General features: G+C 70.9%; 16 protein-coding genes. 12 read left to right on the forward strand and 4 right to left on the reverse strand.

Annotated features, from left to right (window positions below; all coding sequences use genetic code 11):
* Positions 1 to 107: 107 nt before the first annotated feature.
* Together guaB and G6045_RS09120 are read left to right on the forward strand one after the other, a co-directional pair.
* On the forward strand, positions 108 to 1,610 hold the full coding sequence (gene guaB / locus G6045_RS09115; RefSeq protein WP_165331339.1) for an IMP dehydrogenase: 1,503 nt from the start codon (positions 108 to 110) through the stop codon (positions 1,608 to 1,610).
* A 137-nt stretch (positions 1,611 to 1,747) separates the two neighbouring features.
* Entirely contained in the window at positions 1,748 to 2,872 is a 1,125-nt protein-coding gene (locus tag G6045_RS09120) for a GuaB3 family IMP dehydrogenase-related protein (protein WP_165331340.1), read from the forward strand.
* A gap of 71 nt (positions 2,873 to 2,943) precedes the next feature.
* Here G6045_RS09120 and G6045_RS09125 read toward each other — a convergent pair whose 3' ends face one another.
* Together G6045_RS09125 and G6045_RS09130 are read right to left on the reverse strand one after the other, a co-directional pair.
* Positions 2,944 to 3,486, reverse strand: a complete 543-nt coding sequence (locus G6045_RS09125) for a hypothetical protein (RefSeq protein ID WP_165331341.1) — start codon at positions 3,484 to 3,486, stop codon at positions 2,944 to 2,946.
* Positions 3,487 to 3,608: 122 nt separating this feature from the next.
* Entirely contained in the window at positions 3,609 to 4,868 is a 1,260-nt protein-coding gene (locus G6045_RS09130; RefSeq protein ID WP_165331342.1) for a nucleotide sugar dehydrogenase, read from the reverse strand.
* 247 nt (positions 4,869 to 5,115) lie between these two features.
* Here G6045_RS09130 and G6045_RS09135 point away from each other — a divergent pair, with 247 nt between their 5' ends.
* Entirely contained in the window at positions 5,116 to 6,822 is a 1,707-nt protein-coding gene (locus G6045_RS09135) for a glycerol-3-phosphate dehydrogenase/oxidase (protein ID WP_165331343.1), read from the forward strand.
* A gap of 5 nt (positions 6,823 to 6,827) precedes the next feature.
* Here G6045_RS09135 and G6045_RS09140 read toward each other — a convergent pair whose 3' ends face one another.
* The gene (locus G6045_RS09140) at positions 6,828 to 8,129 is read right to left on the reverse strand and encodes a serine hydrolase domain-containing protein (protein ID WP_165331344.1); all 1,302 of its coding nucleotides are present in this window, start codon (positions 8,127 to 8,129) and stop codon (positions 6,828 to 6,830) included.
* 141 nt (positions 8,130 to 8,270) lie between these two features.
* Here G6045_RS09140 and G6045_RS09145 point away from each other — a divergent pair, with 141 nt between their 5' ends.
* The 6 genes from G6045_RS09145 (at position 8,271) to G6045_RS09170 (ending at position 20,553) form a co-directional block, all read left to right on the forward strand.
* Positions 8,271 to 10,136, forward strand: coding sequence for a serine/threonine-protein kinase (locus tag G6045_RS09145; RefSeq protein ID WP_165331345.1), 1,866 nt, complete (start codon positions 8,271 to 8,273; stop codon positions 10,134 to 10,136).
* A gap of 197 nt (positions 10,137 to 10,333) precedes the next feature.
* The gene (locus G6045_RS09150) at positions 10,334 to 13,345 is read left to right on the forward strand and encodes a protein kinase (protein WP_165331346.1); all 3,012 of its coding nucleotides are present in this window, start codon (positions 10,334 to 10,336) and stop codon (positions 13,343 to 13,345) included.
* 77 nt (positions 13,346 to 13,422) lie between these two features.
* On the forward strand, positions 13,423 to 14,958 hold the full coding sequence (locus tag G6045_RS09155; protein WP_328707713.1) for a serine/threonine-protein kinase: 1,536 nt from the start codon (positions 13,423 to 13,425) through the stop codon (positions 14,956 to 14,958).
* Between the two features lie 132 nt (positions 14,959 to 15,090).
* Positions 15,091 to 16,875, forward strand: coding sequence for a serine/threonine-protein kinase (locus G6045_RS09160; protein ID WP_165331347.1), 1,785 nt, complete (start codon positions 15,091 to 15,093; stop codon positions 16,873 to 16,875).
* Positions 16,876 to 17,014: 139 nt separating this feature from the next.
* Positions 17,015 to 18,643, forward strand: a complete 1,629-nt coding sequence (locus G6045_RS09165; protein WP_165331348.1) for a succinic semialdehyde dehydrogenase — start codon at positions 17,015 to 17,017, stop codon at positions 18,641 to 18,643.
* A gap of 23 nt (positions 18,644 to 18,666) precedes the next feature.
* Entirely contained in the window at positions 18,667 to 20,553 is a 1,887-nt protein-coding gene (locus G6045_RS09170; RefSeq protein WP_165331349.1) for a GMC oxidoreductase, read from the forward strand.
* 64 nt (positions 20,554 to 20,617) lie between these two features.
* Here the strand turns inward: G6045_RS09170 and G6045_RS09175 are convergent, their stop codons facing one another.
* A complete protein-coding gene (locus G6045_RS09175) occupies positions 20,618 to 21,646 on the reverse strand; it encodes an LAETG motif-containing sortase-dependent surface protein (protein ID WP_165331350.1) in 1,029 nt (342 codons plus the stop codon).
* Between the two features lie 317 nt (positions 21,647 to 21,963).
* Here G6045_RS09175 and G6045_RS09180 point away from each other — a divergent pair, with 317 nt between their 5' ends.
* From G6045_RS09180 to G6045_RS09190, 3 genes are all read left to right on the forward strand, one after another.
* On the forward strand, positions 21,964 to 22,683 hold the full coding sequence (locus tag G6045_RS09180) for a hypothetical protein (protein ID WP_165331351.1): 720 nt from the start codon (positions 21,964 to 21,966) through the stop codon (positions 22,681 to 22,683).
* A gap of 117 nt (positions 22,684 to 22,800) precedes the next feature.
* The gene (locus G6045_RS09185; protein ID WP_165331352.1) at positions 22,801 to 23,856 is read left to right on the forward strand and encodes a LacI family DNA-binding transcriptional regulator; all 1,056 of its coding nucleotides are present in this window, start codon (positions 22,801 to 22,803) and stop codon (positions 23,854 to 23,856) included.
* A 132-nt stretch (positions 23,857 to 23,988) separates the two neighbouring features.
* Positions 23,989 to 25,287 (forward strand): extracellular solute-binding protein, encoded by a 1,299-nt coding sequence (locus tag G6045_RS09190; RefSeq protein ID WP_165331353.1) that lies wholly within the window; start codon positions 23,989 to 23,991, stop codon positions 25,285 to 25,287.
* Positions 25,288 to 25,289: the final 2 nt, after the last annotated feature.

A 25,289-nucleotide genomic window follows, 5' to 3' on the forward strand; every position in this document is an offset into this window, starting at 1 on the left:
GTGCGAACGTACAAAGAAGACCGATGATCTTGATCGTGGAATGAGACACCCCCGCTGGCCGTTAGCATGGACATCCGCACCGATCAAGGCCATTTGGGGAAGGTGTCATGACTGCAAACGTCGACGGAGTGCCCGAGAAATTCGCGACACTCGGGCTGACCTACGACGACGTGCTGCTGTTGCCGGGCGCGTCGGAGGTCCTTCCGAACGCGGTCGACACCTCGTCCCGCATCTCGCGGAACGTCCGCGTGAACATCCCGCTGCTCTCCGCCGCGATGGACAAGGTCACCGAGTCGCGGATGGCCATCGCCATGGCGCGTCAGGGCGGTGTCGGTGTGCTGCACCGCAACCTGTCCGTCGAGGACCAGGTCAACCAGGTCGACCTCGTGAAGCGCTCCGAGTCCGGCATGGTCACCGACCCCATCACCGTGAACCCCGACGCCACGCTCGGCGAGGCGGACGCGCTCTGTGCGAAGTTCCGTATCAGCGGCGTTCCCGTGACGGACGGCAACGGCAAGCTGCTCGGCATCGTCACCAACCGTGACATGGCCTTCGAGACCGACCGCACCCGTCAGGTGCGCGAGGTCATGACGCCGATGCCGCTGGTCACCGGCAAGGTCGGCATCTCCGGCGTGGACGCCATGGAGCTCCTTCGCCGCCACAAGATCGAGAAGCTGCCGCTCGTCGACGACTCCGGTGTGCTCAAGGGCCTCATCACGGTGAAGGACTTCGTGAAGGCCGAGCAGTACCCGAACGCGGCCAAGGACGGCGAGGGCCGGCTGCTCGTCGGTGCCGCCGTCGGTGCCAGCCCCGAGGCGCTGGAGCGCGCCCAGGCGCTGGCCGGCGCCGGTGTGGACTTCCTGGTCGTCGACACCTCGCACGGCCACAACAGCAACGCCCTGAGCTGGATGTCGAAGATCAAGTCCGCGGTGCACGTGGATGTGATCGGCGGCAACGTCGCCACCCGCGACGGCGCCCAGGCCCTGATCGACGCCGGTGTCGACGGCGTCAAGGTCGGTGTCGGACCCGGCTCCATCTGCACCACCCGCGTGGTCGCCGGTATCGGTGTCCCGCAGGTCACCGCCATCTACGAGGCGGCGCTCGCGGCCCAGGCGGCCGGCGTCCCGGTCATCGGCGACGGCGGTCTGCAGTACTCGGGCGACATCGGCAAGGCGCTGGCCGCCGGCGCCTCCACGGTGATGCTGGGCAGCCTGCTCGCGGGCTGCGAGGAGTCGCCCGGTGAGCTGATGTTCATCAACGGCAAGCAGTTCAAGTCGTACCGCGGCATGGGCTCGCTCGGCGCCATGCAGTCGCGCGGCCAGGGCCGCTCGTACTCGAAGGACCGTTACTTCCAGGCGGACATCGCCTCCGACGACAAGCTCGTGCCCGAGGGCATCGAGGGCCAGGTGCCCTACCGCGGCCCGCTGGCCAACGTCCTGCACCAGCTCGTCGGCGGTCTGCGCCAGACGATGGGTTACGTGGGCGCCGCCACCATCGAGGAGATGGAGAGCAAGGGCCGCTTCGTGCGCATCACGTCCGCGGGCCTCAAGGAGAGCCACCCGCACGACATCCAGATGACGGTCGAGGCGCCGAACTACAGCCGTAAGTAGCCGCCTGTTCCGTACGGACAGCGAGGTCAGGGGCGGTTCCGGATTCCCGGGGCCGCCCCTGCTCCGTGTGTCAGGGATACTGGACGGGCAGGCCGAGAAGGACCCAGTAGGACCCAGAGGGAAAGGCACCTCCCAAAGTGACTGAGATCGAGATCGGGCGCGGCAAGCGCGGCCGCCGCGCGTACGCGTTCGACGACATCGCCATCGTCCCGAGCCGTCGTACGCGGGACCCGAAGGAGGTCTCGATCGCCTGGCAGATCGACGCCTACCGCTTCGAGCTGCCGTTCCTGGCCGCTCCCATGGACTCCGTGGTCTCGCCGGGGACCGCGATCCGCATCGGTGAGATGGGCGGCCTCGGGGTGCTCAACCTCGAGGGCCTGTGGACCCGTTACGAGGACCCGCAGCCGCTGCTCGACGAGATCGCCGAGCTCGACTCCGAGGCCGCCACGCGCCGCCTCCAGGAGATCTACGCGGCCCCGATCAAGGAAGAGCTGATCGGACAGCGCATCAAGGAGGTGCGCGACTCCGGTGTCGTCACAGCCGCCGCGCTCTCGCCGCAGCGCACCGCGCAGTTCTCGAAGGCCGTCGTGGACGCCGGCGTGGACCTCTTCGTCATCCGCGGTACGACCGTCTCGGCCGAGCACGTCTCTGGTGCCGCCGAGCCGCTGAACCTGAAGCAGTTCATCTACGAGCTGGACGTCCCGGTGATCGTCGGCGGCTGCGCCACGTACACCGCGGCCCTGCACCTGATGCGTACGGGCGCGGCGGGCGTGCTCGTCGGCTTCGGCGGCGGCGCCGCCCACACCACCCGTAACGTCCTGGGCATCCAGGTCCCGATGGCCACCGCCGTCGCCGATGTGGCCGCGGCCCGCCGCGACTACATGGACGAGTCCGGCGGCCGCTACGTGCACGTCATCGCCGACGGCGGCGTGGGCTGGTCCGGCGACCTGCCCAAGGCCATCGCGTGCGGCGCCGACTCCGTGATGATCGGCTCCCCGCTGGCCCGTGCCACGGACGCGCCCGGCAAGGGGCACCACTGGGGCATGGAGGCCGTCCACGAGGACGTGCCGCGCGGCAAGAAGGTCGACCTGGGCACGGTGGGCACCACCGAGGAGATCCTCACCGGTCCCTCGCACACCCCCGACGGCTCGATGAACTTCTTCGGCGCCCTGCGCCGCTCGATGGCGACGACCGGCTACAGCGAGCTCAAGGAGTTCCAGCGGGTCGAGGTCACGGTGGCGAACGCGCAGCACCAGCGCTGAGGTTCGTCTCGTACGTACGCGAAGGGGCCCGCACCGATCGGTGCGGGCCCCTTCGTATGCGCTGCTGCGGATCAGCCGCCGATCTTCTTGGCGGAGCTGAAGCCGACGAAGCCGCCGATCGCGATGAAGAGGTACGTCATGGCGTCGGCGTCTTCCTTCCAGCCCTCGAAGGCGCTCGTCTTCAAGATGTTGTCGGAGCCGAGGAAATCGGTCCAGGACGCGGTCATGCCGGCCTGCTCGACCACGTGGCTGGCTATCAGCGACATGCCGAAGATCTGGCCCACGTAGACGGCCGCCAAGGCGAGCACCGCGCTGACGATGGGCAGCAGCGGGTTGCGGCCGCCGAGCTTGCCGGCCGCGAAACCGATCAGGGCGCCGACACCGACGGCCACGTAACCGATCTCGGTGTAGCCGCCCTCGTCGTCTGCGAAGGCGCGCATCAGACCGCCGTACGCGGCGGCAGCGGCGACCGCCGCCACGACGGCCACGACGATCGCGACGCCGACATTGCCACTACGGGCCGGCGGCGGGGTCGGCTGGAACGGGGCCGGCTGGCCGAACGGGTTCTGGCCCGCGGGCTGCTGCGGCTGCTGAGGCGGAAAGGCCTGGGACATACGGGTGATCCCCCCATGGGAACGGTGCGCACACGCATGCGAGAGCGGCGCACGCTTGTGCGATGAATGACGCCGCAGGCTAGCAGCCCGCGGCGACAGTCACCCAGCCCGTTTCAAAGGCTTCACAGCCGGTGCGCGGCCCCCACGGGAGTCGCACCACGCGTATCCAGGAGCAACTGGGCTTTCACCGCGAGGCCTTGGAGGTCGTACGTGCGGTGAGGCTGGAGGAGGAGGGTCAGGTCGGCGTCGGCGGCGGCCTCGTAGAGGGAGTCGGCGCGGGGGACGGGCCGGCCGAGGATGCGCCAGTGCGGGATGTGCGGGTCGTGGTAGCTGATCGAGGCGCCCATCTGCATGAGGCGGGTGGCGATCTCCTCGGCAGGGGTGCCCTGTTGGTCCGCGATGTCCGGCTTGTAGGTCACGCCGAGGAGCAGGACGCGGGCGCCGCGGACCGACTTGCCGTGCTCGTTGAGGAGCGTGGCCGCGCGCTGGATGACGTACTGGGGCATACGGCTGTTGATCTCCTGCGCGAGACCGGTCATCCGCAGCGGGTGGCCCGGGGTGCGCGCCGCGTGCGGGAGGTACGCGGGGTCGAGGGCGACCGCGTGGCCGCCGACGCCGGGTCCCGGGCGGAAGGCCTGGAAGCCGAAGGGCTTGGTCTCGGCGCAGCGGATGACGTCCCACAGGTCCACGCCCAAGTCGTGGCAGAGCACGGCCATTTCGTTCATCAGGGCGATGTTGACGTGCCGGAAATTGGTTTCCAGGAGGTGGGTCGTCTCGGCCTCGCGGGGCCCTCGCGCCCGGACGACCTTGTCGGTGAGGCGGCCGTAGAAGGCCGCGGCCGACTCCGTGCAGGCGGGGGTCAGGCCGCCGATGACCTTCGGCGTATTGCCGTAACCGTGCGTGCGGTTGCCGGGGTCGAAGCGGCCGGGGGAGTACGCGAGGTGGAAGTCGCGGCCGGCGGTCAGACCCGAGCCCTCCTCCAGGAGGGGGCGCAGGAATTCCTCGGTCGTGCCCGGGTAGGCGGGGGATTCGAGGATCACCGTGGTGTGCGGGCGCAGCCGGGCCGCCAGGGCCTGGGCGGCCTCGGCGACCTGGGTGAGGTCGGGTGTGCGGTCGGCGCCCAGGGGAGTGGGGGCGCAGATGACCGCGGTGCGGACCCGGCCGAGTTCGACCGGGTTGGTGGTGGTCCGGAAGCCCCCCGAGAGCATCCGGCGCAGATCGGCGGTGGTCAGGGCGCCCTCGTCGGCGGGCAGCCGGCCGGCGGCGAGCTCCGTGGTGTGACGCGGGTCGTAGGCGACGGTCTCGATGCCTGCCGAGACGGCGGCCTGGGCGAGCGGAAGGCCGAGATGGCCGAGTCCTACGACGGCGAGATCCGCGGGCATGGCGAAAACCTTCCCTCTAACCGGGACGGGCGGGACGCGCAAGCCGGGTGGACAAAACGGCTGAGCGCAATGTCAGGTTAGGGGTAAATATGACCGATATGACGCATTGCAGGTCGGCTATGTCCCGAGTGTCGGCTCTCAGGGCGGCTCGCCCGGAAAGTCGCACGACGCGTGGTGGCTGAAGACCTGGACTGCGGACAGAATCGACGGTGTGAGCCCGACCACACGGGGGCGACGGGAGGCAGCAGTGAGGACAGCGACACTGGGACCGGCCGAGCGGGCCGAGGCCCTCGCGGCGATGGCCGAGCGGGAACTGGACGTACTGGTGGTGGGCGCCGGCGTGGTCGGCGCGGGGACGGCGCTCGACGCCGTCACCCGGGGCCTGTCGACAGGGCTCGTGGAGGCGCGCGACTGGGCCTCGGGCACGTCGAGCCGCTCCAGCAAACTGATCCACGGAGGCCTGCGCTATCTGGAGATGCTGGACTTCGCGCTCGTACGGGAGGCGCTCAAGGAGCGCGGGCTGCTGCTCGAACGGCTCGCGCCGCATCTGGTGAAGCCGGTGCCGTTCCTCTATCCGCTGCAGGGCAAGGGCTGGGAGCGGCTGTACGCGGGGTCCGGGGTCGCGCTGTACGACGCGATGTCGATGGCGAAGAGCCATGGCCGGGGGCTGCCGATGCACCGGCATCTGTCGCGGCGTCATGCGCTGCGCGTCGCGCCCTGCTTGAAGAAGGACGCGCTGGTGGGGGCGTTGCAGTACTACGACGCGCAGATGGATGACGCCCGGTATGTGGCGACGCTCGTGCGGACCGCCGCCTCGTACGGCGCGCTGGCCGCCAACCGTGCGCGGGTGACCGGGTTCCTGCGCGAGGGCGAGCGGGTCGTCGGGGCGCGGGTGCAGGACGTCGAGGGCGGTGGCGAGTACGAGATCAGGGCGCGGCAGATCGTCAACGCGACCGGGGTGTGGACGGACGACACCCAGGCCATGGTCGGTGAGCGCGGGCAGTTCCACGTGCGGGCGTCCAAGGGCATCCATCTGGTCGTGCCGAAGGACCGGATCAATTCGAGTACGGGGCTGATCCTCCGTACCGAGAAGAGCGTGCTCTTCGTGATCCCCTGGGGGCGGCACTGGATCGTCGGGACCACCGACACCAAGTGGGATCTGGACAAGGCGCATCCGGCGGCGTCCAGCGCGGACATCGACTATCTGCTCGAGCATGTGAACTCGGTGCTCGGGGTGCCGCTGACGAGGGATGACGTACAGGGTGTGTACGCGGGCCTGCGGCCGCTGCTCGCCGGGGAGTCGGACGCGACCAGCAAGCTGTCGCGCGAGCACACCGTGGCGCATCCGGTGCCGGGGCTCGTGGTCGTCGCGGGCGGCAAGTACACGACGTACCGCGTGATGGCGAAGGACGCCGTGGACGAGGCGGTGCACGCGCTCGACCAGCGGGTGGCCGAATGCGTCACCGAGGACATTCCGCTGCTCGGCGCCGAGGGGTACAAGGCGCTGTGGAACGCGCGGGCGCGGATCGCGCAGCGGACCGGGCTCCATGTGGTGCGCGTGGAGCACCTGTTGAACCGGTACGGGGCGCTCACCGAGGAGCTCCTCGACCTCATCGCGCGTGATACCTCGCTCGCCGAGCCGCTCACGGGTGCGGACGACTATCTGCGCGCCGAAGTGGTGTACGCGGCCTCGCACGAGGGGGCGCGGCATCTCGACGACGTCCTGACGCGGCGTACGCGGATCTCCATCGAGACCTTCGACCGGGGCACGCGCAGCGCGCGGGAGTGCGCGGAGCTGATGGCCAAGGTCCTCGGCTGGGACAAGGACCAGATCGAGCGCGAGGTCGAGCACTACGAGAAGCGGGTGGAGGCGGAGCGGGAGTCGCAGCTGCAGCCGGACGATCTGACGGCGGACGCGGCGCGGTTGGGGGCGCCGGACATCGCGCCGCTGTAGGGCGGTCAGGAGGGTTCGGTCGGGCGGCCCGGGCTGCGCCGCCCGCAGAACTCCAGCTCCAGGATGTCGTCCTGCGGACCGAGGGCGAGATCGCCGTCCGCGTTCACGAACAGCGTCACCGCATGACCGCCGCCTTCCGCGGCCACGGTCAGGACTTGGGTGCCGGCGATGATGCTGCTGCGTGCGTACAGGGGCGCCTTGCAGGAGACCTCCCACGGTGTGAGGCCGACGCCCTCGTGCCCGAGGCCGTCGGAGGTGTCGAGCATGCGGGCCAGTTGGGGTTTCGGCAGCACCCGGCCGCCGAGGAGCGCGGAGTAGAACCGGTTGAGGTCGTCGAGCGTACTGATCAGTTGGCCGCCCGCGCCCAGGCCGGACGGGTCGAGCTCCGTACGGTCGGTCAGGCCACCGGGCGTGCCCGAGTAGGCCGAGCCGTGCGGTGCGGGCAGGGTGCGGCGGGCGCCGGGGAACGAGGTACCGGTGAGTTTCAGCGGGTCGATGAGGCGGCGCTCGACCTCGGCGGCGTAGGAGCGTCCGGTCAGTTTCTCGATGACCATGCCGAGAACCACGTAGTGCGTGTGCGCATGGCGGTACGAGGCGCCGGGCCGGATCGAGTCCGTCGGGTGTGCCAGGCCCAGGCGGACCAGGTCGGCCGGTGCCAGACGGCGGTCGAAGGCGCGGTACGGGCTGTCGGGGTCCTCCATGTAGGGGTGCAACCCGGCGGTGTGGACGAGCAGATGGAGCAGGGTGATCCGGCGTCCGTCGTGGCCGTTGCCGCCCAGCAGGCCGGGCAGGTGGGCCTCCACCGGGTCGGACAGCCGCAGCCTGCCCTCGGCCGCGAGCTGCAGGATCACGACGGCGAGGAACGTCTCGGTCAGTTCGCCGATCCGGAAGTGATCCTCGCGGCGCGGCGGCCGTGCGCTGCCGAGCGTGGCCCGGCCCGCGGCGCCGAACCAGCTCATCCCGCCCTCGCGCGTGACGAGGGCGGCCGCGCCGGGGACCCTGCTCAGCTCGACCAGTTCGACGAGGATGCTCTGCGGTCCGAAGTCGTACGCGGGTCCCGGGCTTGCTGTGACGGAGGGGGCGGGTGAGGGAACCGTCGGCCGGTCGGCTGCGTCGCAGCCCGTGAGGGTGGCGGCCAGGAGGGCCCCGACGGCCACAAAGACCGCCGGCCCCGGTGTCGTCGCCGTCCTCCGGGTACTCGTACGGGGTGGTGGGGCATCGGCCGGTACCGTACGGACGTCGAAGGCCGCCGGCGCCGTACGGAGGTCAGGGGCCGCGGCCGCTGGGCGCGCGTCGTCGTCGGTCATGGCGGTCCCCCGTTCCGTACTGCCATGGTGGCCCGGAGCCGGGCGTTCCTCCAGGCGTGGGGCGGACCCGGGACTTCCGCGGTGGCCGGCATGAGAGACAATGGACGCTCTGCCAGGGCGGGTTGATTGCAGAGGGGACGCATGTCGGAGGCTGAGCGGCCGGAGCAGGCTCGTCGGGACGAGGCACCTCGCCGCGACCAGCAGGCCGGCCGGGACGAGGAAGCCCGCCACGAGCAGGAGGCGCGGCTGATCGCCGGGCGGTACCGGCTCGGCGATGTGCTCGGCAAGGGCGGCATGGGCACCGTCTGGCGGGCGACCGACGAGACGCTCGGTCGTACCGTCGCGGTCAAGGAACTGCGCTTTCCGTCCAGTATCGACGAGGACGAGAAGCGCAGACTCATCACCCGGACCCTGCGCGAGGCCAAGGCCATCGCCCGGATCCGTGACCATGGCGCGGTCACCGTCTTCGACGTGGTGGACGAGGACGACCGGCCGTGGATCGTCATGGAGCTGATCGAGGGCAAGTCCCTCGCCGAGGTCATCCGCGAGGACGGCCGGCTCACCCCGAAGCGCGCCGCCGAGGTCGGTCTCGCGGTCCTCGACGTGCTGCGTTCCGCGCACCGCCAGGGCATCCTGCACCGCGATGTGAAGCCGTCCAACGTACTGATCGCGGACGACGGCCGGGTGGTCCTGACGGACTTCGGCATCGCGCAGGTCGAGGGCGATCCGTCCATCACCTCGACCGGCATGCTCGTCGGCGCGCCCTCGTACATCTCGCCCGAGCGCGCCCGTGGCCACAAGCCGGGACCCGCGGCCGACCTCTGGTCGCTCGGCGGTCTGCTGTACGCGGCGGTGGAGGGCACCCCGCCGTACGACAAGGGGTCGGCGATCGCCACGCTCACCGCGGTGATGACCGAGCCGCTCGAGACGCCGCAGCATGCCGGCAACCTCGACAAGGTGCTGTACGGGCTCCTGGAGAAGGACCCGGAGAAGCGGCTCGACGACGCGGGGACGCGGGCGCTGCTGCTCGATGTGGTCCACACTCCGGAGCCGGTGGCCGAGAAGCCGGAGCCGCCTGCCTCCGAGCAGACCAAGGTCGTGCCGCTGCCCGGGGATCCGGAGCGTCCGGCGGCGGGGGCCGGTGGGGCCGCGGCGGTGGCCACGGATGCCGGGTTGGCGCAGACCGCCAACGCCTCGGCGCCCGGCGGGGGTTCGCCCGGTGGCGCCACGCCCCCGCCGCGGACCCCGCTCGGTGACCGCGTCCCGAAGCGTACGCAGCTGATCGTGGCCGTCCTCGTGGCGCTCGCGGTGCTCGGCACCGCCATCGGCTTCGCGCTCAGCGGCGGGGGCGACACGGGCGGCGGGCGCGACGAGAGCTCCGCGAGCGCCGGCACCGACGGAGGGTCCGGGAAGGACGACTCCAAGAACGGTGACGGCAAGGACACGGGCAAGGACCCGGACAAGGAAGACCAGGGCGACAAGAGTACGGATCCGGGGGACGGTTCCGGGTCCGGCACGGGTGAGGGTGACGGCCAGGACCCGGGCGGGCTGCCGGCCGGGTACCGGGAAGTGACCGACGGGCAGTTCAAGTTCTCGATGGCGATGCCCGAGAAGTTCCACCGCACCGGCACCGCCGGGCAGAACTCCGGCGCGATCTACAGCGCGAACGGCGGATTCCCGCGGGTCCAGGTCGACTTCAACCCCCGGCCCGGCGACGACGCCGTGGCCGCCTGGCGCTCACTGCTTCCCGCGATACGCGGCGCCAGCACGAACTTCAAGCTGCTCGGCATCCACCAGGTCGACTACAAGGGCTACCCGACCGTCTCCGACTGGGAGTTCGAGCGCGATCACAACGGTCAGCGGACCCGCGTGCTCAACCGCGGCTTCAAGGTCGACGACACCCACGGCTACGCGATCATGATCACCTGCAAGGCGTCCGAGTGGGACGGCAAGGAGTGCCGGACGCTGCGCAAGACGGCCTTCGACACCTTCGAGCCGCGCGACTGAACGGATCCGTGGCGGACCGGTCCCGGCGGGTTGGCGAGACCTGCCGCGTACGCCGCTTCGGCCACGTATCGTGAGAGCCCGCGGACCGTACGCAGCCGCAATGTGCCGGGTTTCGACGGGACTTGACGGTTTTCTGCCGGGTTGATGGCGGTGCGCGGGGCAGGGATTCGAGGTGCGCGCGTTGACGGGGAGGCGACGTGGACGACTATGCGGGACGGGTACTCGCCGACCGCTACCGCCTGCCGTTGCCGCCGTCGGACGCCTACGAGTTCGCGGAGACGCGCGCCTTCGACACGTACAGCGGGCAGGAAGTGCTCGTACGGCAGGTGCCGTTGCCCGAGGTCGTCGAGGCCGAGGTGCTCGACGAACCGGGACCGGCCGAGCCGCAGCGGCGGCCCGCGGGGCGCACCTCCCGTAACCCTCGCAACTCCCGTACGACCAGGGCGCCCAGCGATCCCGCCGTGCGCCGGGCGATCGAGGCCGCCGAGGCGGCGGCCCGGATACCCGACCATCCCCGGCTCGACCAGGTCTTCGACGTCTTCGCCGAGGGCGGCTCGCTGTGGATCGTCAGCGAGGTCGTGGCCGCGCGGCCGCTTGCCGCGCTGCTCGCCGAGCGGCCGCTGAGTCCGTACCGCGCGGCCGAGGTGGCCTCCGATGTGCTCACCGCGCTGCGCGCGCTGCATGCGCACGGCTGGGTGCACCGCAACATCACCGTGCGCACCGTCCTCGTCTGCGACGACGGCCGGGTGATGCTCACCGGGCTCGCGGCGGGCGCGGCCGAGGAGGCCCTGTGCGGGTACGACCCGGTGCCGGACGTCGGCGGCGGGTTCGACGGGCGGGCCATGGGCGGAACGGCTTCGGGAGCGGTGCCCGCGGCAGCTGCTCCGGGGGCCCTGCCCCCGGCGCCGGGAGGTGGCGGGCAGTCGCCGGGCCGCGGGGAGCGGGGCGCGTCGCCCGCACCGGCCGCGGGCGGCGGGCCCGGCGGCACGGCGGCCAACGGATCGGATACGAGGGCGACTTCGGGCGCCTCGCAGCAGCCCGCGCCCCGTGCGCGGGCCGCGCTGCCCGCCGGTGACGTACGGGCCGCGCGGGCCGGAGCGATCGCCGCCTACCGCGCCGGTGTGCGGTCCGCGGCGGCGGCCAGGGCCCTGCCGCCGGGCGCGGATGCCGCGCGAGGAGCGGGCCAGGGCGAGTCGGACCGTGGCGTACGGGACGGGGAGGCGCTGCAGGGGACGACCCGGCAGGACCCGGGGACCCCGCCCGGCCGGATAGCGGACCCGTACGGAGTGGCGGGCCGCCCCGGAACGCGACAGCCCGAGGTACGGCATCTGTCGGCGGGAAGGGCGGCGCAGGGCGGACGGGAGACGGGACCGGCGGCGCAGAGCGGGCGGGAGACGGGACCGGGAACGGACGCCGGCGGGCCGTCGTCCGGCGTCGGCTGGCACGGGGCGGGCAGGCGGATCCCGGGGCAGGGGTCCGGGAGCGGCGCCGAAGCGGCCGGCGGCGCGGGTGCCGCAATCGAGGCCGGTGGTGAACTCGAGGCCCACGGCACGGGAACGGGCGCCCTCGCTGACGAACTCACCGCCGCCGACGGCCCGTACGGCCGAAGGGCCGCCGAAGGCCTCCCGCGCTACAAGGACCAGATCACGCCGCCCGGCAGCATCCCGGAGCCGGTCGCCGGGCCCTCCGCGGACCCCGCCGGGCCGGAAGGATCCGAAGGGCCCGCCCGCTGGGACGAGTTGGCCGGTGTGAGCCAAAGCGCGCACCGCAACCCCGCCACACCTCTCGCACTCGAACGCGCACGGCAGGCCCGGATGACCGTGGTCGGCGCCGTCACCGAGCGCTGGGCGCCCGAGCAGGCCGGGCCCGTGCACGAGAACTGGCAGCTGGCCGCGCCCGTCGGCCCGGCCACCGATCTGTGGGCGCTCGGTGCGCTGCTCTTCCGCGCGGTGCAGGGGCATGCGCCCTACCCCGAGGACAGCACGTACGAACTCGTCCAGCTGGTCTGTGCGGAGCCGCCCGCGTTCGCCGAGGAGTGCGGGCCGCTGCGGCCCGTCGTCGAGTCGCTGCTTCGCCAGGACCCCACCGAACGGCCCGACTTCGAGGAGCTGCGGGGCTGGCTGCGCTCGCTCGTACGGTCGGCGCCCGAGCCCGAGGCCGGCGAGGACGTCGTACCGGCGCCCGCGTACGACCGCAGCCGGCTGCCCGTCGTACGGCGCCGTGGAGAGCTGGTCCGCAAGCGGCGCGGCGAGCGCGGCCGGCGCGGGGAGAGCGGCTCGCCGGGGCACGGCCGGCACAAGAAGGGCAAGCGCCGGCGCAACGTACCCGAGAAGCAGCAGCGCGCCCTGGCCGCGGAGGTGCGGGCGCCCGAACGGCCCGGGCGCGAGCGCATGTCGCCCTCCGCGGAGAAGTGGGAGCGTCAGCAGCAGCGCCAGATGCGGCAGATGAGCCGGCGGCCGCAGGGCAGTGGCAGTGGCAGTCCGAGACGGCTCGGCCGGCTGATCCTGATCCTCGTCCTGCTCGGACTCGCGGCGGCGGTGGCGTACGCGATGGTCTTCATGCCCAAGGAGGACACCGGCGACCGGGGCGCGGGCTCGGACGACCGCAAGGACCAGGCGGGATCAGTGAGTTCCGCGCCCGAGAACCCGGGGAAGACGAGCCCCGACGGCGACGACAAGAAGCCGGACGACGGGAAGAAGCCGAGCAAGACACCGCCGAAGGAGACCAAGGCGCCGCCGGAGAAGGACAACGGCGACCTGCCGCAGGGCTTCGTGCTCCGCAAGGACCTCGAAGGCTTCCAGCTCGCGGTCGCCTCCGGCTGGGACCGGGCGCCGGCCAACGGCCGCGGACAAGTCGTCTACGCCAAGGGCGCCTTCTCCCTCACCGTCGTCCCCGGCCGGGACAGCACCGCGGACTACGGCGACGACCCCCTCGCCTACCAGCGTGAGGACGAGCGCGAACTGCAGCCGTTCCGCGACTCGACCTGGGCCACGTCCGGCGGCCTGCGGCAGGTCGAGGTCGGACAGCAGAAGCGCGCCGAGGGCCAGTTCACCTGGGACGAGGGCGATAAGAAGGTGTACGTGCGCAATGCGGCGATCGTCATCGACGGCGCGTACCACATCGTCCTGGTCAAGGGGCCCGAGTCCGAACGGGACGAAGTGACACGGCTGTTCGAGCAGGCCGTGGCGACGTACGAGACGACCGACTGAATCACAGGACGGTCTCTCAGGTTCCGCACCCGCCGTTCGCTCCCTACGCTGGCCTTTCGAAGGACAGGCGGGGGAATGTGGACCAGATCGACGGCAGGGCGCAGGCACAGAGCCGGCTGCTCGTGGGCCGCTATCGGATCGAGGGAAGTCTCGGTCACGGCGGTATGGGCAAGGTGTGGCGCGCGCATGACGAGGTGCTGCACCGGGTGGTCGCCGTCAAGGAGTTGACGGCCGCGCGGTACGCGGGGGAGAGCGAGCGGGCCGTCCTGCTCGCGCGCACCCAGAAGGAGGCGCGGGCGGCGGCGCGGATCAACCACTCGGCCGTGGTCACCGTGCACGACGTCTTCGAGCACGACGAGCGGCCGTGGATCGTCATGGAGCTGGTCGACGGCCGTTCGCTCGCCGACGCGGTTCGCGACGACCGGCGCGTGGCACCGCGCGAGGCCGCCCGGATCGGGATGTGGGTGCTGCGGGCGCTGCGCGCCGCGCACACGGCCGGGGTCCTTCACCGGGACGTCAAGCCCGCCAATGTGCTGCTCGCCCGGGACGGCCGGGTGCTGCTCACCGACTTCGGGATCGCCGCCATCGAGGGCGACTCGACCATCACCAGGACCGGTGAACTGGTCGGCTCCATCGACTACTTGGCGCCCGAGCGCGTACGAGGCGACGCGCCCGGACCGGCCTGCGACCTGTGGGCGCTCGGCGCGACGCTGTACGCGGCGGTCGAAGGGGAGTCGCCGTTCCGGCGCACCTCACCGCTGTCGACCATGCAGGCCGTGGTCGAGGAGGAGCCCAGGGACCCGGTGTACGCGGGCCCGCTCGGCCCGGTGATCACCGCCCTGTTGCGCAAGGACCCGCGGCAACGGCCGTCCGTCGACGAGGCCGAGCAGATGCTCGCCGAGGTGAGCGAGGGGCGTGCACCGCAGTCGGCACAGGCCTATGTGCCCACCCGCAGGGTCGCACCGGACGAACTCACCGCCGTACGGCCCGCGGACACCGCGCCCGCTCCCGTCCCCGCGCGTCGCCGTCGCCTGCGCTCCGTGCTGGCCCTGGCGGTCGCCGCCGCGCTGGTCGGTGCGGCCGCGGCCTTCGGCGTACTGAAGTATCTGGACCAGCGGGAACCCGGTGGCTCCGGTACGGGCCAGACGGTCGGCAGCACCCCGAAGGGCTGGCAGCGGGTGCACGACAAGGCCGGCTTCAGCATCCTCGTCCCGCCCGGCTGGCAGCGGCAGACCGAGGGTTCGCAGATCGACTACACCCCGGACGACGGCGTCCATCTGCTGCGGATCGCCATCGACAAGGACCCCGACTTCGAGAACGCCTACCTCCATGTGCAGGACATGGAGGAGCAGGGCATGGGCCGCATCCGCACATACGAGCAGATCAAGCTGCGCTCGAACTTCTTCCGCGACCGGCCGGGCGCCGTCTGGGAGTTCCGCTGGACGGAGACCAAGGGCGTGACGCGGGGCGAGCGGCGGGCCATCGACCAGCTGTATGTGGCGCAGGACGGCACCGAGTACGCGATCTACATGTCGGGTCCCGCGAAGGACTGGGCGAAGACGCGCGAGAAGTTCGACCACGTCCTGCGCAGCTGGCAGCCGAAAGCGTCCTAGCCGCCGGGGTGGTGGATTTCGCCCCTCATAGGCGGCATTGCGGGACAAGAGGTTGGTGAAAACGCTCGCATCTGGTCACGGGTCCGTGACCGAGGTGGCATCCGGGGCGTCGTACGCGATAGGGATGACGGCATGAGTAACGACGGGGGAGCGCCCTACGGACCCAGTGAACCGACGAGCTTCGGACTGCGTCCGCCGGAGCAGCCGCATGCGGGTGGTCCGTATGCGGGTGGTCCCTACGGCGCTCCCGGTACGCCGCCGGGGCCCGGTGCGCCCAATCCGTACGCCCACCAGTCGGCGCCGACCCAGGCGCATCCCGGCGGGCCCCAGGTACCCGACGCACCGCAGCCGCCGTCGGCTCCGGGGGCCGCGTCCGTGCCTACCCAGGTCGTGCACGAGAGCGATCCGGGTGCGGGCCGGCTCATCGCCGGCCGCTACCGGCTGCTCTCCAAGCTCGGCCACGGCGGCATGGGCACCGTATGGCGGGCGAAGGACGAGACCGTGGACCGCGAGGTCGCGGTCAAGGAGCCGCGCGTACCGGACCACTTGCCCGAGCGCGAGCGGGCCACCGCCTTCGAGCGGATGCGCCGCGAGGCGCGCGCCGCGGCCCGGCTCGACCACCCCGCCGTCGTCAATGTGCACGATGTGGCGGTCGAGGACGGGCAGCCGTGGATCGTCATGGAGTTCGTGCAGGGCCGCTCGATGGGCGGCGCGCTCCAGGAGGGCACCCTCGGCTCGCGCGAGGCCGCGCGCATCGGCCTCGAAGTGCTCGGCGCCCTCGATGCCGCGCACAAGGCGGGCATCCTGCACCGCGATGTGAAGCCGGACAACGTGATGCTCGGGCAGTACGACCGAGTCGTGCTCACGGACTTCGGTATCGCCCAGATCGAGGGCGAGACCAATCTGACCGATACGGGCGGCTTCGTCGGCTCGCCCGAATTCATCGCGCCCGAGCGGGTGTTGGGGCAGCGGCCGGGACCGGCCTCGGACCTCTGGTCGCTCGGCGTGGTGCTTTACGCGGCGACCGAGGGCGTCTCGCCGTTCCGCCGCAGCAACACCCCCGCCACGCTCCAGTCCGTCCTCAACGCGACGCCCGCGGCGCCGGCTTCGGCGGCGGGCCCGCTTGCGGACGTGATCAACGGCCTGCTGCAGAAGGACCCCGGTCACCGGCCGGACGCGGTGACGGTGCGGCGTCTCCTCGAGGAGGCCGTGAAGCCGCCGGCTCCTCCGGTGGCTACGCAGGTGATGACCTCCGGGCAGGCTTCGGGGCCCACGGGTGGGGTCCGGGTCGGGAAGAAGGTGCTGATCGGGGCCGGGGCCGCGTTCGTGGCGCTGGCGGTGGCGCTGGGCCTGGTCATCGTGGATCCGTTCGCCGGGGGTGCGGCTGAGGGGTTCACCTCCAAGAAGGAGGAGGGGCTCAAGGCCACGCTCTCCGTGCCGGCGAACTACGACGACGGGCGTCCGGAGAAGGACGACGGCATCGGCCCGCCCGAGCACTGGGTCAGTTACACGGACCCGAGCGGCTCGGTGTGGGTCGGCCTCACGCTCTACAAGGGCAAGGAGGACGACAGCGGCAACATCGCGGACTCCGCCGACGCCGAGATGTACGAGGACAACGCCGACTTCAAGGAGTCCGGCAGCAGCAACTACAACATGGCGTCGGACCCGGCACCCACGACCCAGCCGGAGACGAAGCTGGACTTCGAGGGCGGCAAGGCGGCCAAGAACACCGTCACGTACATGACCACGGACACGACCCCGCGCCCGCGTGAGATGCAGGTCTTCTACTACAAGGCCAAGAACGGCGACATGTACAAGCTGGCCGTCGACTACCCGGGCAAGAAGAGCGACTTCTACGAGCGCGGTCGCGAGGTGGCCGAGCAGGCGATCAAGGGTCTCGACATCACCAATCCTTGACCTTCAGGGGCTTGTCCACACCGACAAGCCCCTGATCAGGCCCTTTGCTGCCAGCGCCCACTGGCACGGTGTGCGGACCCCGTGAAGTCCCGTTACCGACGGGTTAACAAACACTCGGCGGAGCCGTACGCTCACGCTCATGACGGACGCCCAGGCCCCTGAGAAGACCGGCAGCGCGAAGACCGGCACCAATCCCGTAGCCCCCGCTCCGGCGGGCGCGCGCACCGCTGCCGATGTGGTCACGCCCGAGCTGGTCGCCCAGCTCACGCGCGGTGTGGTCGGCTCCGGCCGCACCGCCAATCACAGCCCGTACACCGGCGAGAAGCTGGCGGATCTGCCCGAGTCCACGCCCGAGGACGTGGCCGAGGCGTTCGAGCGCGCCCGCAAGGCGCAGGCCGTATGGGCCGCGACGCCCGTACGCCGCCGGGCCGCCGTACTGCTCCGCTTCCACGATCTGGTCCTCGAGCGGCAGGCCGAGGTGCTCGACCTGATCCAGCTGGAGACCGGCAAGGCGCGTCTGCACGCGCACGAGGAGGTGCAGGCGGTCGCGGTCGCGGCCCGGCACTACGGCCGCAAGGCCCCCTCGTATCTGCGCCCGAAGCGGCACACGGGCGCGGTGCCGACGCTCACCAAGGTCACGGAGTTCCGCCACCCGCGCGGTGTGGTCGGTCAGGTCGCCCCGTGGAACTACCCCCTTGAGCTCTCGGTCGGCGACGCGCTCCCGGCGTTCGTCGCGGGCAACGCGGTCGTCATGAAGCCCGACACCGAGAGCTGCCTGACCGCCCTGTGGGCCCGCGATCTGCTGATCGAGGCCGGGCTGCCCGCCGAGGTCTTCCAGGTGGTGCTCGGCGTGGGGCCGGTGATCGGGCCCGAGGTCGTCAAGCACGCCGACTTCGTCTCCTTCACCGGCTCGACCCGTACCGGCCGCGAGGTCGCCGTGAGCGCGGCGGCCCGCCTGGTCGGCGTCACGCTCGAACTCGGCGGCAAGAACGCCATGCTGGTCCTCAAGGACGCCGACGTGGAGAAGGCGGCCGCGGGCGCGGTCCGCGCCTGCTTCTCCTCCGCAGGGCAACTCTGCGTCTCCATCGAGCGGTTGTACGTGCACGAGTCCCTCGCCGATGACTTCGTGCAGCGTTTCGCGGCCCGCACCAAGGCGATGCGGCTCGGCAACTCCCTCGCGTACGGCGCGGACATGGGCTCCCTGGTCAGCTCGCGCCAGCTGGAGACCGTGAGCCGGCACGTCGACGAGGCCGTCGCCAAGGGCGCGACCCTGGTGGCCGGCGGTGTCGCGCGCCCGGACATCGGCCCGTACTTCTACGAGCCGACCATCCTCGACGGAGTCGAGGCGCCGATGGCGGTATGCGGTGAGGAGACCTTCGGACCGGTCGTCTCCATCTACCGCTTCAGCGACGAGGACGAGGTCATCGACGAGGCCAACTCCACCGCGTACGGCCTCAATTCCTCGGTCTGGACGAAGGACGCGCGCCGCGGCCGCGAGGTCGCCGGGCGCCTGCGGACCGGCACGGTCAACATCAACGAGGGTTACGCGCCCGCGTACGGCAGCGTGCAGGCGCCGATGGGCGGCATGAAGGACTCGGGGCTCGGCCGGCGGCACGGCTCGGAGGGCATCCTCAAGTACACCGAGGCGCAGACCGTGGCGCATCAGCGGATCATGCCGATGGCGCCGTCGTTCGGGATGAGCGACGAGAAGTACGCGGCGTTCATGAGCCGCAGCCTGCGGGCGATGAAGGCGCTGAGGCTGCGGTGAGCGCCGCTGAGGGGGAGGCCGCGGTGAGTGCAAAGGAGAACGAGGCGGGGAACGAGGCCGGGAACGAGGTCGAGTACGACTACGACGTCCTGGTCATAGGCTCCGGCTTCGGCGGATCCGTGTCGGCCCTGCGGCTGACGGAGAAGGGCTACAAGGTCGGTGTCCTCGAAGCGGGCCGCCGCTTCGACCGCGACACCCTGCCGAAGAACTCCTGGGACCTGAAGAACTACCTCTGGGCCCCGGCCCTCGGTCTCTACGGCATCCAGCGCATCCATCTGCTCGGCAACGTGATGGTGCTCGCGGGCGCCGGCGTCGGCGGCGGGTCGCTCAACTACGCCAACACCCTCTACGTACCGCCGAAGCCGTTCTTCGAGGACCCGCAGTGGGGCTCGATCACCGACTGGCAGGACGAGCTGGCGCCGTACTACGACCAGGCCAAGCGCATGCTGGGCGTGCGGCTCAACCCGACGATGACGCCCTCGGACGTCCATCTGAAGGCGACGGCCGAGGCGATGGGCGTCGGGGACTCCTTCCACATGGCGCCCGTCGGGGTGTTCTTCGGGGACGGCGAGGACGCCGACGGGTCGGCGAAAGCCTCTCCCGGTACGGAGGTCGAGGACCCGTACTTCGGCGGCGCGGGTCCCGCCCGTAAGGCCTGCACGGAGTGCGGCTCGTGTATGACGGGCTGCCGGCACGGCGCGAAGAACACCCTCAACGAGAACTATCTGTATCTCGCCGAGCAGGCCGGTGCGGTCATCCACCCGATGACCTCCGTGGTCGCGGTGACCGAGGACTCGCGGGGCGGGTACGCGGTCTCCACGCTGCCCACGGACAAGAAGCGCAAGGGCGAGGGCCGGGTGTTCCGGGCTCCGCGCGTGGTCCTGGCGGCGGGCACGTACGGCACGCAGACGCTGCTGCACCGGATGAAGGACGCGGGGCTGCTGCCGGGCCTCTCGGACCGGCTCGGGGATCTGACCCGTACCAACTCCGAGGCCCTGGTGGGCGCGCAGACCGACAACCGGCGCTACCGCAAGCGCCACGGCGCCGACAAGGTGGACTTCACTCAGGGTGTGGCGATCACGTCCTCGATCCATCCGGACGCGGACACGCACATCGAGCCCGTTCGCTATGGCAAGGGTTCCAACGCCATGGGCGGGATGACCATCCTCCAGGTCCCGTACTCCTCGCGCCGGGTCCTGGCCTGGATGGGCAACTGCGCCCGCCACCCGGTGCAGGCGCTGCGCGGCCTGTCCAACCGGCGCTGGTCGGAGCGGACCATCATCGGCCTGGTGATGCAGTCGGTGGACAACTCGCTGACCACGTACCGCAAGCCGAAGGGTGTGGGCAAGGGACTGCTCACCGCCCGGCAGGGCCACGGCGCTCCGAACCCGCAGCAGATCGAGGCGGCGACCCGGGCGGCCTCGCTGCTCGCGGAGGAGATCAACGGCTTCGCGGGCTCCAACATCGGTGAGCTGATGGGCACTCCGCTGACCGCCCACTTCCTGGGCGGCTGCCCGATCGGCGCGTCGTCGTCCACCGGCGTGATCGACCCGTACCACCGGCTTTACGGCCACCCGGGGATCTCGGTCGTGGACGGCTCTTCCGTCTCGGCGAACCTCGGCGTGAACCCGTCGCTGACGATCACGGCGCAGGCGGAGCGGGCGATGTCGCTCTGGCCCAACAAGGGCGCGGAGGATCCGCGGCCCGCGCAGGGTGCGGCGTACGAGCGGCTCACCCCGGTGGAGCCGGCGTCGCCGGCGGTGCCCGCGTCGGCGTTCGGGGCGCTGAAGCTGCCGTTCCTGGGGATGCCGGCGGTGCGGGCCGGGTCCGGGTCGGGGGCCGGTTCGGCGTCCGGGGCGCCCCCCGGGGCGGCGGAGGCGTCATCGCCCGGGGTCGCGGAACCCGCGTAAAGCATTGAGGACCTGCGCCCCCCTCCGAGCGCAGGTCCTCAACGGGTCTTGGTGCTACGAGGTGTTACGCCTCGGCGCCCACGGTCCGGCGACGCTTCACGGCGAAGACGACACCGGCACCGGCGACGACGGTGATGCCGCCGATGAGGCCGATGACGGGGAGCTGCGAGTCGGAGCCGGTCTCGGCGAGGTTGCCGGTGAGGTCCTCGACCTCGTCCGCGGCGGGCTTCACCTTGACCGGCGGCTTGCCCTCCTGCGGCTTGTTGTCGTTGTCACCGGTCGGCGGCTTGGAACCGGCCGCGAGGACCTCGAAGCTGTACCAGCTCTCGTCCGCGAAGCAGTTCTCGCCCTTCTCGTCGGTGTAGACACCGAAGGCGATGCCGACGGCGGAACCGGCGGGGGCGGTCGACTTGATGCTCAGGCGCAGCTTGAGGCTGATCTTCTCGCCGGCCTCGACCGTGATGAAGCCGCCGATCTCACCGCCCGCGGAGAGCTCGCTGGTCCACTTCTCGCCGTCGAAGTACTGGATCTGGGCGTACTTCGAGGCCAGGCTGCTGGTGAAGTCGCCGTGGGCGTCCTTCTTGTACAGCAGTACGGCACCGAGCAGGACGTCCTCGGCCTTCTTGCCCTTGCTGTTGTCCAGGTTGAGGTTGAACTGCTTCCAACCCGAACCGGCGACGATCTTGCCGGGCAGGCCCGAGATGCTCGCGTTGAACGCGGCGTCCTCGCAGCCTTCGGTCAGCGACTCGGTCGGGCTGGGCGACGGCGACGTCGTGGTGGACTCCGTGGCGCCGGGCGTGGCCGTGCCGGGGGTCTCCTCCTCCGTGGAGGTCTCGCCCGTGCCCGGGGTCTCCTCGGCGGCGGAGGTCTCACCCGTACCCGGGGTCTCCTCCTCCGTGGACGTCTCGCCCGTACCCGGCGTCTCCTCCGGCGTCGTGGCCGTCGTCTCGCCCGCGCCCGGCGTCTCCGTGGAGGCGGTCGTCTCGGACGAGCCGGGGGTTTCGGTGGCGAACGCCGACGGCGCGGCCAGCAGTGCGGCGGGGGCTATGACGGCCGTGACGGCCGCGGCGGCCAGCGAGCGGCGAAGCTTCATCAAAGAACCTCGGTCGAAGTCCGGCGCACCACACACAAGGTGCGGCACGGAAGGTGGAAGGCCGCTCGCGGGATGTTCGCGGATGTGGCCGTTGTTACGCATGATTGACCTGCGGTTCCTGTGAATGGTTGTGCTGACCTGACGTGATTCTTATGTGGGCTGAATCACAACTGATCTTGGTCGCCCCAGCTCGGCCCCGGTGCCCGGAACCTCCAAGTCCGCTCCGACCCCGGATCGTTGTCCGAACGCGCTTGCGGCAAAGCCTGTGCAAACGCTTTGATGACGCGCCAGACGTACACAACAGGTGGGGAATCCAAGTGAAGAAGTCGAAGCTGTCCCAGGTCGTCGTCGCGGCCGCCGTAGTCGCCACGCTCGGCCTCACTGCTGCGTGCAGCGGTGACAGTGGCAGCGACGGTGGGGACAAGTCCGGCAAGGACAAGTCCAGCGCCGGCCAGTCGGGCGGTGGCGAGGAGAAGGCCGCGCCGGCCCTGACCGAGGCGCAGCTCAAGCAGGCGATCATCGGGGACACCGAGGTCAAGGGCCTCAAGTTCTCCGCGGAAGGCACCGACGAGGCCGCCCCGGAGTCCGAGGAGATGTCCGGCGAGTGCCAGCCGCTCGGCGACGTGCTGAGCGAGAACACCGACCCGAAGCCCAAGGCGAACACCGCCAAGGCCGGCATGGACGGCCAGATGAGCCAGCTGGCCTATGTCGCGCTCTCCGCGCACGAGCAGGCCGACGCGGAGAAGGTGCTCGGCGAGGTGCGCGAGGCGTCGAAGAACTGCAAGGGCTTCACGGACTCCGAGGGCGTCAAGAGCACCGTCGAGGCGCTGGCCGACCCGCAGGCCGGTGACGAGGCGGTCGCGTACAAGATCGGCGGCAAGGTCGAGGGCCAGACGGTCTCGATGGTCGTCAACGTCGTCCGCAGCTCCTCGACCCTCGCGGTCTTCTACGGCATGAACATGGCCGACGGTTCGAAGTCCGAGATCCCGCAGGGCCTTCTCGACCTCCAGATCAAGAAGATCGAAGCCGTCAAGTAGGTCAACTGAGTCCCATCGAGAGGGGATCGGCCACCACGGCCGGTCCCCTTTCGCATACGGTTTTCCGGAAGGCGTCCGGAGACCTTTCGGATTCCGTTGTCGACGGAGGTGGGGATCGTGGCCGGGGAGAGCGGTAAGGGCAGGACTGTCACGCAGAGCCCGGACGGGCCGGCCAAGGTGACGATCACCGAGATCGCACGGGAGGCCGGGGTGTCCGTGCCCACCGTCTCGCGGGTCGTCAACGGACGCTCCGATGTCTCGCCGGCGACCCGGGCCCGGGTCGAGGACCTGCTGCACCGGCACGGCTACCAGCGCCGTATCCCCGCGTCCGGTGACCGGGCGGCCCTGCTCGACCTGGTCTTCAACGACCTCGACAGCCCTTGGGCGGTGGAGATCATCCGGGGCGTCGAGGAGGTCGCGCACGAGAACGGGGTCGGCACGGTGGTCTCCGCGATCCACGACCGGGCGGGCGACGCACGGGAGTGGATGACCAATCTGCGGGCCCGCGCCTCGGACGGTGTGATCCTCGTGACCTCCGTGCTCGAACCGGGTCTGCAGGACGAACTGCGGCGCCTGGGCGTGCCGTTGGTGGTGATCGACCCGGCCGGATCGCCCGCCTCCGAGGCGCCGACCGTGGGCGCCACCAACTGGGCGGGCGGGATGGCCGCGACCCGGCATCTGCTCGAACTCGGCCACCGCAGGATCGGGTTCATCCAGGGCCCTGCGCGCCTGCTGTGCTCACGGGCCCGGCTCGACGGCTACCGTGCGGCGCTGGACACGGCGGGCGTGCCGGTGGACGACACCCTGATCGTGCCCGGCGACTTCTACCACGAGTCCGGATTCACCGGCTGCAACCGCCTGTTGGACCTCGCCGAACCGCCCACCGCCGTCTTCGCCTCCAGCGACCAGATGGCGCTCGGCGCGATCGAGGCGCTGCGCCGGCGCGGTCTGCGCGTCCCGGAGGACCTGAGCATCGTCGGCTTCGACGATCTGCCGGAGGTGCGCTGGTCGGCGCCCCCGCTCACCACCGTCCGCCAACCCCTGTCCGACATGGGCAAGTTGGCGGCCCGTACGGTGCTCGGCCTCGCCCGCTCCGTCGAACCCGCGTCGCCGCGGGTGGAGCTGGCGACCGAGCTGGTGGTGAGGTCGAGCACGGCGCCCGCGCGCGCCTGACTGTTCGACCCCTCGGGCACCGCAGGGGTGTCAACGACCTTTTTTGTTAAGGGCGTTGACACCCCTTTCGCGTATCCGTAACTTTCCAGGCCGTCGACCGATAGTTTTCGGATTACTTCCGGAAGGTGCGCCATGCCAGCCTCCGACTTCTCCCGCCGCCGGTTCCTGGGCGCCGCTTCCGCGGCCGGCCTCGGCGCCACCGCGCTGACCGCCTGCGGCGGTGACGACTCCGACAGCGGGAAGGACAGTTCCGGCCGGACGGTCGTCGAGCTGTGGAACATCCAGACCACCGAGCCGTCCAAGACCATCTGGCCCGAGCGGGCCAAGGCCTTCGAGGCGAAGAACCCCGATGTGCGGATCAAGCTCGTCACCCTCGAGAACGACGCGTACAAATCGAAGCTGACCGCGCAGACCAGCTCGGGGAAGCTGCCGGACATCTTCCACACCTGGGGCGGCGGCGTCCTGCAGCAGCAGGTCGACGCGGGTCTCGTGGAGGACCTCACCGCCACGTACGAGCCGATGGCCGACGCCCTCGTGCCCGCGGCCGTGAAGCCCTATCAGCTCGACGGCAAGACCTACGGGCTGCCCTTCGACATCGGCGCCGTCGGCTTCTGGTACAACAAGGCGCTCTTCAAGAAGGCCAAGATCGAGACGCCGCCCGCCACTTGGGCCGACTACCTCGACGCGGTCGAGAAGCTGAAGTCCGCCGGGATCACCCCCATCGCCCTCGCGGGCAAGGAGAAGTGGCCCGGCATGTACTACTGGGCGTATCTCGCGACCCGCATCGCCGGGGTCGACGGCATGCAGAAGGCCGCCGACGCGAAGGACTTCACCGGCGACGACTTCGTGAAGGCGGGCGAGCACCTGAAGGATCTGGTCGCGCTCGAACCGTTCCAGAAGGGCTTCCTCGGGGCCGCGTACTCGCTGCCCGGCGGCGAGGCCGCGGTCATGGGAAACGGCAAGGCCGCGATGGAGCTGATGGGCCAGTGGGCGCCCATCGTGCAGGCGGACGCGGGCAAGGGCATCGGCAAGGACCTCGGCTTCTTCCCGTTCCCGTCGGTCGCCGGCGGCAAGGGCGCGCTCACCGATGTGTTCGGCGGCGGCAACGGCTACGCCGTGCGCAAGGGCGCCCCGAAGGCGGCCGTCGACTTCCTGAAGTTCTTCCTGAGCGCCGACAACGACCGGATCCTCGTCGAGAAGGCCTCCCTGCTCCCGGTCGTCAAGGAAGCCAAGAGCGCGCTCACCGACCCCAACCTCACGGCCGTCTACGACACCCTCGAGGCGTCGACCGCCTTCCAGCTCTACCTCGACCAGGCCTACCCGCCCGCCGTCGGCCAGGAGGTCAACGACTCGGTCGCGGCGCTGATAGCCGGGTCCAAATCACCGGACGACGTGGCGCGTTCGGTCACCCAGGTCTTCAAGAGCTCGTAACC

This window comes from Streptomyces mesophilus (assembly GCF_011044995.1).
GTDB classification, from domain to species: domain Bacteria; phylum Actinomycetota; class Actinomycetes; order Streptomycetales; family Streptomycetaceae; genus Streptomyces; species Streptomyces mesophilus.